This window comes from Neobacillus bataviensis (assembly GCF_019969725.1).
In genome coordinates, this window is record NZ_JAHXYW010000001.1 from 14,756 (window position 1) to 28,108 (window position 13,353).

The window sequence follows — 13,353 nt, forward strand, 5'->3', positions numbered from 1 at the left end:
TTTTTATGAATTGTAAAATACGAAAATAAACACCGATTTTGTTGAAAAAGTCGGTGTTTCTGATTTATTTAGTTTTTTTCCTCTAGTTCTTTCGAAAACAACCCGATACTCGAATAAGATGTTCATTCATGATGATTTCTCCCATAGTTCAATCCATCTTCCTTCAGGATCAGCTATCCAAATAAATGTTCCATACTCGCTTTTCTCAGGTTGTTTTAAAAGTGGTATTCCAATGTTATTGAAATGCTCCATCCAAGCTTCGATATTTTCTACTTGAAAATTTAGCATCACAGATTGATCTTCTGGAAAATAATCACTATCTTCTTTAAATAAAGAAAAGATGGTTTCGTTGTCAACATCTGGCTTGATGATCGTACCATTCCACTCTCCCATCGATAAACCAAAAGTTTCTTTATACCAATTATTTAATGAAACAACGTCTTTTGTTCTCCAAAAAACCCCACCGAAACCTTTAATTTTCATGGTCTTGTCCTCCAATTATATCGTTAAACGCTTCTTCCCTTTAGCCACCCATTCCCTTATTAGGATCAGGTTTGCCCATTATAACTTTACAGTAATTAAATTAAGAAACCTCGAAATACTGGTAAATTACCTTTATCCCATCCTCGATGTCTTCTTTTTCGATTACATCTATTCCTTTTGATTCATAGATATTTTTCCAGAATTTTATTGCTTTGATGTTAGTTACCATCTGACCAACCGCATACCTTCCTGGAAACATTTCGAATAACATATCACAAGCCAGCCTTCCAAACCCTTTTCTTCTGTATTTATTTATTATAAAGAAGGAATTAATAATATATTCGGCACGCTCTGGATTTGTAAATGGTCCACTTTGCAACAAAATAAATCCTATTAGTTTCTTATCAAACAAAAGAAAAAACGGTGTAAGTCCCACTTTTTCAAAAAACCAATCCAAAACATCAAATTCAAACAAACCGTTTTCAGGATTTAAATCAATTAGAGGATTAAATTCTGATAGATCGTGTAAGAATAATGTTAGTAAGTTTTTTAATACTTCTTTTCTATCAGAATCAACCCTTTCAATCAGTAATTTCATTCATTTCTCCACCTTTAGGCTAAAAATCTTAGAAACATTCACACATTTAAATTCTACTTCAATTACAATAACTCCTTTTTCACTAACCTGACCGATAGTACAAAAAGAAAAAAGGTTCGCCGCAGCAACCCTTTCTTAAACTCTCGCATCCGTAAATTGATAACAACCATATTTATAAATCAATGTTTCTTTAAGAAGTTTAGCATTTCATTGAAAGCGTTTTGGGATGATTTTTTATTATATTTTGTAGCGTATGGGTCACTAAATCCGTGTTGTCCAAAGTATTTATATATCTCTATATTCTTTTTATCTAAATTTGAAATTAACTCATCCACACTAAAGGAGTGTTCCTCTTGAGGAAAGAATAAAATTGTAGGACATAGTGGTACTATCTGCGTGAAATTCCTAATTCTCGAACCATAGTATCCCACAACCCCATCAAGGCACTCTTCCTCACTACACAACCAAGCAACAGTTGCCCCAACACTAAATCCAATAATATATATTTTTTGGTATTTATTTTTAACACCTAATAATAAATTCTTTATTTTATGTACAGCATCAGAGAACCCTACATTCTCCATAAAATTGAGATAGGCATTCTCCTCTTCAGAATAATCAAATGGTTGTTCTCGATCTAATAAGTTCGGACAGATCACATCAAAATCCTGTTTGGATAATAAATCACAAAAATTCTTTATATGTTGATTAATACCATAGATTTCGTGTATCACAATTAACAAATTACCTGATTTTTTCAGTATCTGAATCATTTTTATCCCCTCTTAAAAATCTCTTTTCCATCAGTCCCGCCATTTGTTTTGAATTTGGATTTCCTTCATTTCGTAATTTATTAATAATGTTAATATAATCCCTTTCATTTCGGTTCTGACTTAATTTATAGGCAGCCTGAATTTCTCCCACCTTAATCTTAAATCCAACTATCCCTTTCAGTTCACTATCTAAGAGCTGAGGTGAAAGTTTATCCCATAAAACTGGATTTTCACGATTTTCTTCATATTTTTCCAGCATGATTGTTAATTCTTCGATTAATTCGTCTCTTTCTAAAATGATTGCTTTACCATATACATGGACGGCTTGATAATTCCAAGTTGGAACCTCTTCATGCCCATACCAAGAAGAAGAAATGTAAGCGTTTGGTCCTTGAAACATTACCAGCACATCTTCACAGGTTTCAAATGTTCTCCACTGAGGATTACCATAAGCCATATGCCCAGTAAGATAGTAATCATCACCTTTCTGAATTAATCTCAAAGGCAAGTGAGTGGCAATTGGTTTCCCTTGTATTGTTGTTACTATCGTGCCAAAAGAGTTTTTTTGAACAAAATCCCAAATTTCCTCAACATCTGTCACCTTAAAATATTTAGGAATATACATCTTAATCCACCTTTCAAAAATTTATATAAAATCATTTTTTCGTTTAAAAAAGAGAAACCTTTTTCCCTTTCTCGGTTAGAATTTTCTTCATACTTAGCACAGATTATTGTTGCAAATGCAATAATAATAGTATATGTTAACTTTAACCTAACTTTGTTGCATTTGCAACAAAAATATAATGTTAAAGGGGTCGAATAAAGTGAAATATGTTATTTATGTAGTAGGAATTTTCATATTAACTCTTGGTATTTCTTTCACCATACAATCAAACCTTGGAACTTCACCTTTTGATGCGCTTTTGGTGGGACTGTCCCAAAATGTGGGGCTTACAGTGGGGAGCTGGGAAATCATCTTAGCATTTATATTGATCGGTTGTAATTCATTTTTAAAGAGACAAAGACCTGAAGTTTTGGGGTCGTTAACAGCCATTATAACCGGTATTGGTATTGATATGTGGCTGTTTTTATTGACCAATTTGATAACACCTAAACTATGGTACAGCAAAGTTGTTTGTTTTGGAATCGGCATAGTTGTTATAGGGTTGGGAACGGCAACCTATTTGCACACAAACTTTGCACCGATTCCCATTGACCGCTTAACATTAATCATACAAGAATTAACTAGAACCAATATATTTTTTTCAAGAACATTGATTTACCTTGTATTCTTGATCATGGCTTTGTTTTTAAATGGACCCATTGGTGTTGGAACTTTATTAACCGTTTGTTTAGGGGGGCTAATACTGAATTTCTTCATGCCAGTTACTAAAAAAGTTTTAGACCGCGTATTAACACCCTCAAGTATATCAACAGATAATGTTAAAGATAAAAACCATTCAATATAGGATGGTTTTTGGTTATTAAACTGCTTCGTCTTTTACTATCATTAATTTTTGGATCATTAAACATATGAACCCTTGTTAATGTAATTAGCTTAAGCAGGGTTCTTATTCGTGGGTGGTATATAAAAAGATTACCTTCTCAACTACTCATATTAATAATAGATTAGAATGTTTTAACCATTTTCTCTCTTCATTACAATAAAGGGTTGTAATATTAGAGAATTTTCTGTAAATTATAGTTAAAAAGGGTGAGCTTCATGAATATTGCAGAGGTAAATGATCAAATTAGATCTAAAAAAGGAATTATCGGGAATGTGGAAAAAGTTTATGAAAACTCCGTAATGATTAAAATACATATAAATCCTACGGATATTTTTTATGAAAATAATGTAACCGTTATCAATCATAAAAACTACGAAGTTATTAAAAAAGCAGCATTACAATTCTAAAAAAACCTGGACATTAGTTTAAATAAATTGAAGTGCCAAAAAGTATTAAATATAAAAGCCTCTATCGTTGATAATTACTATTATCAACGATAGAGGCTTCTCTTATTGAACTAAACCCCGTTAGCTAAATAAGAAAAAGCCACCAAAATGGCAGCTGGAAACTTTTAATCTAGCACTCGTTACTTTAAGTAAATAATTTTACAATCTTTTTTAAAAGTTAGCTTAAGGATTTAATTTTCTTTAAAGGAGTTGCATCGGTTCCTTTAAAACTTTTGCAACTTTTGAAAGTGAAATTTATGAACTTATTCGAAATGAAAAACCATTAGTTGGCATATTGTATTATCTAGGCAGCTCTTTTTTCGGCATCATTATGATTTATATTGCAGTAACATTTTTTCATACTTTTTCAAAAAAAAATAAATTAGTTTGTGGAATTTTGGAGGTTTTGGATTTTGGGTGATATTATAAAGGTATTTTTTATGAATAGTATTAACGATCTTGACAACCTTCTTATTATCTCAGCTGTTATCCGAAAATATGGGTATAAGATTGGAGATTTGTTAATTTACATTATTCTCAGTATAACCTTAAGCCGAACCATATATGTAATGGTTATTCATTCGTTAGCGGAATTACCGGGTTTGAGATTCATTACAGGAGTAATTATTCTATTTATTGCAATTCGGTTGGTATGGTCTATTGAAAATGATAACAAGGCAAGAACGATTCCAAGTATATCGATTTTCCGAATGATATTGATTGTGCTTGCTACAGATTTTTCAGTTTGTTTAGATAGTGTAATAATCACAGCGGAACTATCATCAACCCCCCTTTTTATAATAACAGGTATATTCTTAAGTGTATCGGCTGTTTTTTTCTTATATAATTCGTTTTCGGAGATTTTAGGAAACACATCTTGGATTCAAGTAATTGCAAGTGGATTAATAGCCCATATTGCTATTTTAAGCATAGTTAAAGACCCCATAACAAGAATACCAGTACTCTTTATTGAAAAATTTTTTGAAATACACATTAACAGTTGGATAAATATTTTTGCATTAGACATAGCCATTATTGTGATTATAATCGGGGTTATAAGGAGATTCCAAAATCGAACTATCCTTTAGGGAGATTGAAAGCTTGGTATGAACACCAAGCTTTTTAAGCTAATATAAATTTTGATCAATCTTACATATAAAGTAAAAAAGTGTTTTAGGTTCATCGAACTGCAGCCAGATATTACATACTGGCTGCTGTTTCGTTTCTTCATTGAAGATTTTCTTCATGATGACCCTTCTTTAATACATCAAGTGCATTTTCCTTTGAAACAAAGCCGAGCTCTTTCCAGGTTGATTCAGTTGACCATGGTTTTCCTGGATTGTCAGAAACACCATAATACGTTCCATATTTGACTGTGGATTCGAGGGCTAAATCAAACAACTGGACGGTATCTTTATGGGATAATAGAGTCCGGTGCAATCGCTTCTTTTCCATGACTGTCTTCTTTTCGTCTTTTGGCACACTGCCAATTCGTATATTGATGACAGATAGCGGATGATCAGGGTTACGAGCTAAGATATGTCCAATATTTTCTGAGGCCAGCTTCAGCACCCCATAAAGACTATTGGAGAATGGATAATCCCCGGTTGTGATTTCCCTCCCTAATTTTGAAATGCCTTCAGCTTCGTAGTAATCCGTTGTATGATTGCTGCTGGCAAAAATTACTTTTGGAATCTCTAATTGGAGTGCCGCATGCATGATGTAGAAAGAGGACATTAAGTGAATCTCAGTCATCTTATGAAATTCGGCTACATTTTTTAACTCATTTTTGGTTTTAATGTTGAGTAAATTGATAAGTACATCTGAATCCTTTGGAATGCTTTTTAGTAACTGTTCAAAATCCGTGGCATCGACCTGAATAAAATTCTTTTGTTCATTAGGTTTTATTTTATCAAGGATGACAATGTCATATTTAGTCCGTAATCCATTTCGTAAAATGGTTCCAATGGTTCCAGCCCCACCGATTATGGCAACTTTCTTCTTCATTTTGCTCCTCCATATTCATCAGAGATGCTTTAACGTCTCTTTCTTTCATTAATTAAACCAATAAAAAGAAAAAGAACTAAAAGGACCTGAAGACATATCTCTACAATACTGCATACTTTACCTGCAATAGCTAATCTTTTTTCTTGTTGGTTTGAACCTTTCAATCTCATTCAAACTTTTAGAGGAAATTACAATACCAATTTTTTCTCTTATTGATTATTATTCTTCTCACCTTCAAAACTTTCCTTATTCAGGTATCCTGCTTCGTTAGCTTAACAAGCAAAAATGACCGCCGCAGCGATCCATCTTGAAATTTTGCACCCGTAAGTTCAACAAGAAAAAGCTGACAATCATTAATTGATCATCCGCTCCAGCACCAGTTATTTTAATAAGCAAATACACATTAACGAATTCTTGCCTTGCGGAAGCCATCAAATACACTGATGGCCGCCGATAATATAAAGAAGAAAATTCCACCGCCAACGATCCTCGTTGTAAATTGATTAGGTGTTATAGTAAATAAATCTGTCATATACGTAATAAAATCTTTGCTTAGTACATTTGGATTTATTAATATGACAATAAATACAATGGTTGCAATTAGTTGAAGGACAGTATTGCATATTGCCATTTTTTTTGTCCATTGTCCCTTTATTAATTTGTAAAGGGATAATGCTATTTCGAATCCGATCACAATAACGACGATTGGCCAATACCGTAGTAAAACCTCTTGATTTAAGGATGGAGTAACGAAATCCAATCCGTCTCTACCTCCTTCATATACACCTACAAGATGATTCGCATAAAAATAAAGTGTTGCCCATATTGCAGTCCACATTAAACCTCCAAATACTTCGAACTTGGAAATGGCTTTTTTCTTAGGGATATTAGGGATATTTTTCAAATCATCAGGAGTCCATTTTTTAAGGCTTGCTGTTAGTGGCTGCTCATCTTTTCCTTTATCTGTTCTTTCTAAAATAGCAAACACTATAGTTAGCCAAAAGATTACTTGGATCCCTACTTCAATGATTCTCCATATTCCTTCGCCCAAAAGTCTCAAAACAACATTTATTACCGCTTCTTCAGCGCCATATCCGATAAAATATTCGGCAATCATCGAGATTAATGAAATGACAGCGGCAATCGGTAAAATCATTTTCAACAGCGTCATATATACATCAAAATAGCGAGGACCAATAAGATGCATGGGCCGATCTCGATAACCACTAGCCAAAGTAACTGGACTCCCTAATTTTTCAAGAACTATCTTTACATCTTTTTCACTGTAATCATCAGGCAGCATATCCTCTATAGATGACCGTAACTCGAGTGCAATATCCTCACGATTTTTTTCAGGAAGCCTCCGAGTAACTTCCTGAATATAAACATCAATTAGATTCATCATCTTCCTCCCCCTTTAATAAGCTATAAAGTTCTTTTGAATTCTTCATCCATTCCTTTTTTAACAGCAAAAATATCTCTAACCCATATTCACTTAAAACATAGTACTTACGGGGTCTACTCTCAGATGTATCCCAACTACTCGACACTAACTCCTGTTTCTCTAATCTGCGAAGCAATGGATATAAGGTACTTTGATCAATGGCAATACCTGATCCTTCCAATAATTGGACAAGTGAATATCCATATTGAGGGGTTCGTAACTGACTTAAAACCGCTAATGTCAACGTTCCTCTCCTTAGCTCTGTCGTTAAAGAATTCAATAAATTACTCATTCACCCACCTCATTTTTATTACTATATGTCATACAGTATTTAATTTATGCTATGCGTCATACACTATTGTTGTGACAAAATCAATTGAAATTAATAACTAATATAAAATATTAATAAGGTTAATAAGTAAGGAACATAAAAAAAAACACAAATTAGATGTGTCTAAAATGTGATTTCTCTTTTGTTTTTTATTCAACTAACTTGCTACGTTACTTCAATAAGGAAAAGCCGCCAGTATTCACTTATTAAGCTAAACTGCCCCGTTAATGTAATAAAAAAGATAGTATGAAAGATTTTTGGTTTATTATTTTTAAGAAACTCTATTATGTCGTTACCGAAAAACAGTAATTGTTTTCACCCAGGAATGAGATAATAGACCCCATTCAAAATGTTTATCGATAAAGAAATAATGCCATAAGTTGAACTTTGATAAAGGTTGTTTATTTTGCTGTAGAAGAGACAGGAGATTGTTGTTTTTCCCAATCAGTTGGTCCTTCCATTGGCAGAAGAAATTTTCTCCAAGATTCTCCGCTTTGTTTATCGAATAAAATGATGTTGTTTTGGCTTGAGATTAACTCATATCTAAATTTGTCACTCTGATTTACTAATTCCTTTTGTTTTGATTTTAAAGATTGTGAAATAATCCAAGCACTTAAAACAACACATAGACCCAAAAAGATAACAGAAAAAGACATTAGGCTTTTATTCATATTTACCCCCTTATTTTTCCTTGAACTTATTCCACAACATCAACAATTAATCTCTTTCAAAATGCAATACCCTTATTGAAACAAAGCCCCCGTTAATGAAAGAATGGTGCTAATAAGAGCAATATTAATGAACCAGAAATCAGAGACATACAGACTTTTTTAGGAAGTTTTACCTTCCCTCCCCCTTTGTAAAATCCAGAAAATTGAAGTTTATTTCTATACAATACAAAAAGCAAGTTAAGGATTGCTAAGCCTACTAACCAACCTCCGAAGGTATTATCTACATTTATTCTCAAACTAGCATAGATTAATTTCACAAAACCTCCTATTAATCCACCAAAAATGAAAAGTATCGCAGTAATACGAACTAATTCTAATATTAATCTCAACAGAAACCATTCCTTTCAGAAAAAAGGTGCAATAAATAACACATTATCTACACCAATTTCTTAAACTAAGCTGTCATGTTAGTACAACAAGAAAAAATAGTCTGCCGAGACAGGCTTCCTGTACCTTTTACTTACTAAACACTAGTAGAAAGAAAATAATACATAGATGATAATATAATTAAAACCGCCAATAATCCAAAAAGAAGACGTTTCATATAAATACCTCCTTTTATTACATAATCGACCTGCCCTCTCGAAAAGTATTCTATGCCGTATTTTATAACTCCTTCTTAATCTAACCTGCTTCTTAGTTTAAGAATAAAAAAGGACTGCCGAAAACAGTCCTTTTTGTTGCCCAATTCAAAGTATATTTTTTTATAAAGGTGCTTTAGTAATTTTATAATTTTTATGATTGACTATGGTTGTAATTGGTTCGTCTTTTTCTTTATTGTGTCCGTACTTAACAATAACAGAATTTTCTCTAACAACTGTAACAATTCCTTCATGGCTTTTCCCGTCACGCTTAAATAAAATATTGTCCCCGATTTTAGCTGTTGCCATTTTATCACCTCGAACTTATTATTTTCAGCAAAGAAAAAAAAATGCAGGATCAATTAATATACAAGCTGTAGTAATTTCGAAAAATAGAAGGCTGCCTGAGCAACCCTTTGTTAACTGCTATCTTTTTGATAGCATAACCATTCTCTGTTTCAATATAGGTAGTCCCTAGAATATATTCATCATCTTCTCACCTAAAATACCGTTTCATTTAACTTCTCACTCTAGTCATTTCCATAATAATACCATTACTTCTTCATCTAACCTGCCCCATTAGTGCAAAAAAAAAAGGGATCGCCGCAGCATCCCATTCTTACTCTTGCACCCAGTTTTGTTAAATAACAACCTTAAGAACAGCAGGTCACTAGTATTTAACAAATGTCGTTACACTTCGTTTTGAGGCAATAGTACGTCTAGAAAGCTCTTCTTTCCATTTCTTTGAGTCTAATTGGTATTCACCATATTGATCCTTGTAAGTTTTTTTCAGGAGATTAATCGTTCTAGCCTCTTCTGGATGATTATGTGATAAGGGGTAACCATGACGTCCTTCTTCAAAAATATATTGTTCTACGACATCCCCTATTTCCATAAACGAATCCAAATATGTAATAAATTCGATGTTACCTCCTCCAAGTTCATAAACATAAGGAAGTGTAAACGGTAAACTTTCCTTATACGCTTCGCCATTTAAAAATGCATAATTATTTTCACTTGAATGATGTTCAGGAATTGGCTTTAATGTAGCAATAAAAAAATGAGATGTCATTGCAAAAATTCCTTTCAGTAAAAAGCAATATTTTACTAAGCACCCGATAGCTTAAGTACATTCCTTCAAAAGGATTATATTCCAAAGTGTATCATGTATTTATTTTCCTCTTTAGCCTTTATTATTTTAGAAGCTAACTGATTAAGTTCAGTCAAATTTTTATATATCGTTGAAGATGTACTCACATCATAAAACATTAATAAAGATTCAGGTGGAATAATTGTAATTCCCCAGTAAGCTAACCCAAACTCTGGGCGTTCAAGTGAATGAAAGTAGGTTCTCATACTAGATAAATGCTCACTTAATTGAATAATAATTTCATCATCAACAGAAATACAATTATATTTTTGTGGTTCATAACCAATATTTCTTTTCACATTTTCAATATTATCAATTATTCCAAATTCATGAACAGGCATCATTATCGACCTCCTGATACACATAGTATAATGCTTATAACACTAAATTGGTCTTTAGTCTAATAATAAAAGCCGCCAATATGGCAGCTGGACCTTGAACTCTTGCACCCGTTAATTTAAGTACAATTCTTCACAAACTTACTTTAACAGAAAAAGGGCTGCGGTAGCAGCTCAATATTACCGTAACCTGTTGCAGGGATATTTGCTTTTCACACCATTGAAATAATTCCTCACTTTTAAGCACGAGATCGAGCACCAGCTAAAATAGAAAAGAAACTTAATTAGCGTTCTCTAATTATTTTTAACATTTCCTCTTTGTTTCCATTGGCGAACATGTACCGAGCAACTAGTGCATCGTTTCCACTACTATCTGGATTATACGCTGGTGGATGCCAAAGATGAAATACTTTAGCGTCGTAGTTCACAAATTTTCCGCACAGGGTATTCACTGACCATGCAAATGCATCATCTTCTCCTCCCCAGCCGACAAAACGTTCATCAAAACCACCGACTTTTTCAAATTTCCTTTTAGGAATAAGATTTACTTTACCGGCAAATCCATCGTACATCCAATTAACTTTCTGGCACTCTTCTAATTTTACATTTAGAGGCCAGCCCGGTTTATTTCTTATGACTCTTTCTGTAATTTCCATTGGAAGATCATATACTTCCGTAAATGGAATTACCCATGCTGCATCACGCAATAATTTTATTGATTCTAGAATAATGTGAGGGTCGAACACAGTATCAGCATCAACAATTAGAAGAATATCTCTTGTTGCTTCTCTTGCAGCAAGATTTACTGCCTTGCCTTTATTAAATCGACTACCTTTTGTTGTGCCAACAATCAATTCGGCGCTAGGCATTGTTGTTTGAAAGAATTTTTTTACCCATAAAAATGCATCAAGCCGAGGACCGAAATCATTTTGAAAAGGTATTATTATTGAAACATTCTCAAACATATAACTTCACCTTCCTAGGTAAAAGTACATTCCTTGTTATATTCATATTCCTTATCATATTCATTTGAAAAAACTTCGATATGGCAAAACGCATGTCCAAGATAATATTTCTTCAATGACTCATTTCAAATCTTGACCTCTTAAGTGGCACAAGTAAGTACCCTTCACTCCACAATAGGTTCGAACTGCGTAAAAAGATCAAAGTTTAATTTCCATTAAAATGGTTATCATGGTAATAAAAATAATAATAAGGATGTTAGGTAATGCAAAATATTTTTGAGGCAGCTTTCGATTACCTAAAAACAACATATGACTTTGAGCCAAAACCTCGTCCCCATATAGGCGAAGCGATGGGATGCTGGCTTTATTACACTGCCCTAGCAGAAGAAGTCCCTGTTCTTGAAGCTTCTTTAAACACAACAACTGATGATGATTTAATAACATTGATAAAAAAATCAAAAAATCTTGGAGAACATCAAAAGAATATCCTCAAAAATTTTATGATTAATGAAGGGATACCCTTGTCTCAAGAATCTGAATCTAAACCGAAATCTGACCCAAACAGTGTACCTTTAGGTGCGAAAATGACTGATGAGGAAATCGCCAATTTTATTTCTGTAAAAATTGCCACTAATATCATTATGTGTGCTACAAACATGAGTCAAAGTATTCGTAATGATATTGGTCTAATGTGGGCAAGATTCCAAGCAGAAAAAATGATATTTGGTATGGAAGTTAAAATTGCTATGCGTAAAAGGGGTTGGATTAAAGTTCCACCTTATTTTTATACACCTGGGGCACCGAGCAATTAATTACGGTGCCTTTTTCGATTCCTATTAATTGCACAATATCCCTCTTGAGCGGCATAAAAGCTGCTTTAATGAACACCTGAAATTTTTAAAAATCGAAACTTTGTAATTGGTTAATACCCAAAAACTTCCTTTTGATGTGTTACCGTTTTCAATGATATTTTAAATAACGGCTCTCAATCAGAAACAGGGGGCATCATTGTATTGGTTATTGGAAGCAAAGTAATTTTCGAATCAGAAATTTATGTTATTCATTGGATTTACGATAGTGGATATTGCGAAGTAAAAAAAGATAATGATATAAAGTTAGTTAAACTCTCCGACCTAACACCACTGGAATAAACATCAATCAGATTTCTGATTTGGGAGTCAATTAGCACTCGTGCATCGAGTGCTTTTATATTTGCATAAATATATTTTAGAGTCAGGGGACATCTAAGCCATATGATGCACCTTTTCTTCTTCAACTGTCCTGCCCCAATAGTCGAATGAGAAAAGGCTGCCGCAGCAGCCAATCTTCTTTAATTCAAGCACCCCTTAGCTCAAGAAGAAGCAAGTATTACAAAATTGTTCTTATATTATTTTTATAAATATCCACTTTGTTTGCTATAAAATTCAATGATTGAGTTTTTCCATTTATTTCAAGACCAATATTTATTGATAAAGGTAATTGAATTTTTGTAACAACTTCTTCTAAGGCATAGTATTCGTCTTTATTTTTATTATAAAAAACAACTGAACTAATAATTACTTCATCATCTTCAATATCAAGACTGCACATCATTGGAAACTTTTCACCATCATTTGTTGCTAATTCCCCTGATACTATTGAACCATTTAGATCTTCTGTGAAATTATTTGTTTCTGATGGTCTTACCCACGTTTCGTTTTGTTCTACATTTTCCTCTTCATCAATTGCCCATTCCCAAATCGTACTTTCTTTAAAGTCTTCTATGGTTAATTCATCGACTGGTTTACTTTTACTCATAATTACTATCTCCTTTATTGCCCGTCTAACGGATAAATTCCATTTAGTGACATATAAATCCTTCTTCAAGTAACCTGCCCCGTTAGCTGAACAAGCAAAAAGACCTCCGCAGCGATCTCATCTTTAACAAATGCACCCCTTTAGCTGAAGAACTAATATTATAAAGTGTTTAGTTATAATAAAATAATTACACCAATCTTC

General features: G+C 33.1%; 18 protein-coding genes. 4 read left to right on the forward strand and 14 right to left on the reverse strand.

Annotation, left to right across the window (positions count from 1 at the left end; genetic code table 11):
- Positions 1-126: 126 nt before the first annotated feature.
- From LC455_RS00080 to LC455_RS00095, 4 genes are all read right to left on the reverse strand, one after another.
- The gene (locus LC455_RS00080) at positions 127-483 is read right to left on the reverse strand and encodes a VOC family protein (RefSeq protein WP_223587537.1); all 357 of its coding nucleotides are present in this window, start codon (positions 481-483) and stop codon (positions 127-129) included.
- A gap of 100 nt (positions 484-583) precedes the next feature.
- Positions 584-1,081 carry a GNAT family N-acetyltransferase gene (locus tag LC455_RS00085; RefSeq protein WP_223587538.1) on the reverse strand — a complete coding sequence of 166 codons (498 nt, stop codon included), beginning with the start codon at positions 1,079-1,081 and terminating at the stop codon, positions 584-586.
- 179 nt (positions 1,082-1,260) lie between these two features.
- Positions 1,261-1,854, reverse strand: a complete 594-nt coding sequence (locus tag LC455_RS00090) for a dienelactone hydrolase family protein (protein ID WP_223587539.1) — start codon at positions 1,852-1,854, stop codon at positions 1,261-1,263.
- Positions 1,826-2,479, reverse strand: coding sequence for an FMN-binding negative transcriptional regulator (locus LC455_RS00095; protein ID WP_223587540.1), 654 nt, complete (start codon positions 2,477-2,479; stop codon positions 1,826-1,828). The genes LC455_RS00090 and LC455_RS00095 overlap by 29 nt, the downstream gene beginning before the upstream one ends.
- 199 nt (positions 2,480-2,678) lie before the next feature.
- On the opposite strand from LC455_RS00095, the gene LC455_RS00100 reads away from it, so the two are divergent.
- From LC455_RS00100 to LC455_RS00110, 3 genes are all read left to right on the forward strand, one after another.
- The gene (locus tag LC455_RS00100; RefSeq protein WP_223587541.1) at positions 2,679-3,323 is read left to right on the forward strand and encodes a YczE/YyaS/YitT family protein; all 645 of its coding nucleotides are present in this window, start codon (positions 2,679-2,681) and stop codon (positions 3,321-3,323) included.
- Between the two features lie 254 nt (positions 3,324-3,577).
- The gene (locus tag LC455_RS00105) at positions 3,578-3,769 is read left to right on the forward strand and encodes a DUF2187 family protein (protein WP_223587542.1); all 192 of its coding nucleotides are present in this window, start codon (positions 3,578-3,580) and stop codon (positions 3,767-3,769) included.
- A gap of 452 nt (positions 3,770-4,221) precedes the next feature.
- Positions 4,222-4,896, forward strand: coding sequence for a TerC family protein (locus tag LC455_RS00110; RefSeq protein ID WP_223587543.1), 675 nt, complete (start codon positions 4,222-4,224; stop codon positions 4,894-4,896).
- Positions 4,897-5,035: 139 nt separating this feature from the next.
- Here LC455_RS00110 and LC455_RS00115 read toward each other — a convergent pair whose 3' ends face one another.
- The 9 genes from LC455_RS00115 to LC455_RS00160 all read right to left on the reverse strand — a co-directional run bounded on the left by LC455_RS00115 (position 5,036) and on the right by LC455_RS00160 (position 11,355).
- Positions 5,036-5,815 (reverse strand): NAD-dependent epimerase/dehydratase family protein, encoded by a 780-nt coding sequence (locus LC455_RS00115; RefSeq protein ID WP_223587544.1) that lies wholly within the window; start codon positions 5,813-5,815, stop codon positions 5,036-5,038.
- A gap of 403 nt (positions 5,816-6,218) precedes the next feature.
- Positions 6,219-7,217, reverse strand: coding sequence for an HAAS signaling domain-containing protein (locus tag LC455_RS00120; protein WP_223588619.1), 999 nt, complete (start codon positions 7,215-7,217; stop codon positions 6,219-6,221).
- Positions 7,204-7,551, reverse strand: coding sequence for a PadR family transcriptional regulator (locus LC455_RS00125; RefSeq protein ID WP_223587545.1), 348 nt, complete (start codon positions 7,549-7,551; stop codon positions 7,204-7,206). Before LC455_RS00125 ends, LC455_RS00120 begins: the two co-directional genes overlap by 14 nt.
- 440 nt (positions 7,552-7,991) lie before the next feature.
- Positions 7,992-8,261 carry a hypothetical protein gene (locus tag LC455_RS00135; protein WP_223587546.1) on the reverse strand — a complete coding sequence of 90 codons (270 nt, stop codon included), beginning with the start codon at positions 8,259-8,261 and terminating at the stop codon, positions 7,992-7,994.
- Between the two features lie 92 nt (positions 8,262-8,353).
- Positions 8,354-8,650 carry a hypothetical protein gene (locus LC455_RS00140; RefSeq protein ID WP_223587547.1) on the reverse strand — a complete coding sequence of 99 codons (297 nt, stop codon included), beginning with the start codon at positions 8,648-8,650 and terminating at the stop codon, positions 8,354-8,356.
- 375 nt (positions 8,651-9,025) lie between these two features.
- Positions 9,026-9,211 (reverse strand): DUF2187 family protein, encoded by a 186-nt coding sequence (locus LC455_RS00145; protein WP_223587548.1) that lies wholly within the window; start codon positions 9,209-9,211, stop codon positions 9,026-9,028.
- A gap of 361 nt (positions 9,212-9,572) precedes the next feature.
- Positions 9,573-9,974 (reverse strand): hypothetical protein, encoded by a 402-nt coding sequence (locus LC455_RS00150; RefSeq protein ID WP_223587549.1) that lies wholly within the window; start codon positions 9,972-9,974, stop codon positions 9,573-9,575.
- A 74-nt stretch (positions 9,975-10,048) separates the two neighbouring features.
- A complete protein-coding gene (locus LC455_RS00155; RefSeq protein WP_223587550.1) occupies positions 10,049-10,396 on the reverse strand; it encodes a short-chain dehydrogenase in 348 nt (115 codons plus the stop codon).
- Positions 10,397-10,674: 278 nt separating this feature from the next.
- Positions 10,675-11,355, reverse strand: a complete 681-nt coding sequence (locus tag LC455_RS00160) for a galactosyltransferase-related protein (protein WP_223587551.1) — start codon at positions 11,353-11,355, stop codon at positions 10,675-10,677.
- Between the two features lie 263 nt (positions 11,356-11,618).
- Here LC455_RS00160 and LC455_RS00165 point away from each other — a divergent pair, with 263 nt between their 5' ends.
- Positions 11,619-12,167 (forward strand): DUF3231 family protein, encoded by a 549-nt coding sequence (locus LC455_RS00165; RefSeq protein ID WP_223587552.1) that lies wholly within the window; start codon positions 11,619-11,621, stop codon positions 12,165-12,167.
- Positions 12,168-12,723: 556 nt separating this feature from the next.
- Here the strand turns inward: LC455_RS00165 and LC455_RS00170 are convergent.
- Positions 12,724-13,152 (reverse strand): hypothetical protein, encoded by a 429-nt coding sequence (locus LC455_RS00170; RefSeq protein ID WP_223587553.1) that lies wholly within the window; start codon positions 13,150-13,152, stop codon positions 12,724-12,726.
- Positions 13,153-13,353 lie beyond the last annotated feature (201 nt).

Excerpts from the sequence above, each read along its gene's own strand:
- LC455_RS00080 (WP_223587537.1), bottom strand. The coding sequence starts at position 483 with ATGAAAATTAAAGGTTTCGGTGGGGTTTTTTGGAGAACAAAAGACGTT.
- LC455_RS00085 (WP_223587538.1), bottom strand. The coding sequence starts at position 1,081 with ATGAAATTACTGATTGAAAGGGTTGATTCTGATAGAAAAGAAGTATTA.
- LC455_RS00090 (WP_223587539.1), bottom strand. The coding sequence starts at position 1,854 with ATGATTCAGATACTGAAAAAATCAGGTAATTTGTTAATTGTGATACAC.
- LC455_RS00095 (WP_223587540.1), bottom strand. The coding sequence starts at position 2,479 with ATGTATATTCCTAAATATTTTAAGGTGACAGATGTTGAGGAAATTTGG.
- LC455_RS00105 (WP_223587542.1), top strand. The coding sequence starts at position 3,578 with ATGAATATTGCAGAGGTAAATGATCAAATTAGATCTAAAAAAGGAATT.
- LC455_RS00115 (WP_223587544.1), bottom strand. The coding sequence starts at position 5,815 with ATGAAGAAGAAAGTTGCCATAATCGGTGGGGCTGGAACCATTGGAACC.
- LC455_RS00120 (WP_223588619.1), bottom strand. The coding sequence starts at position 7,217 with ATGAATCTAATTGATGTTTATATTCAGGAAGTTACTCGGAGGCTTCCT.
- LC455_RS00125 (WP_223587545.1), bottom strand. The coding sequence starts at position 7,551 with ATGAGTAATTTATTGAATTCTTTAACGACAGAGCTAAGGAGAGGAACG.
- LC455_RS00135 (WP_223587546.1), bottom strand. The coding sequence starts at position 8,261 with ATGAATAAAAGCCTAATGTCTTTTTCTGTTATCTTTTTGGGTCTATGT.
- LC455_RS00145 (WP_223587548.1), bottom strand. The coding sequence starts at position 9,211 with ATGGCAACAGCTAAAATCGGGGACAATATTTTATTTAAGCGTGACGGG.
- LC455_RS00150 (WP_223587549.1), bottom strand. The coding sequence starts at position 9,974 with ATGACATCTCATTTTTTTATTGCTACATTAAAGCCAATTCCTGAACAT.
- LC455_RS00155 (WP_223587550.1), bottom strand. The coding sequence starts at position 10,396 with ATGATGCCTGTTCATGAATTTGGAATAATTGATAATATTGAAAATGTG.
- LC455_RS00160 (WP_223587551.1), bottom strand. The coding sequence starts at position 11,355 with ATGTTTGAGAATGTTTCAATAATAATACCTTTTCAAAATGATTTCGGT.
- LC455_RS00165 (WP_223587552.1), top strand. The coding sequence starts at position 11,619 with ATGCAAAATATTTTTGAGGCAGCTTTCGATTACCTAAAAACAACATAT.
- LC455_RS00170 (WP_223587553.1), bottom strand. The coding sequence starts at position 13,152 with ATGAGTAAAAGTAAACCAGTCGATGAATTAACCATAGAAGACTTTAAA.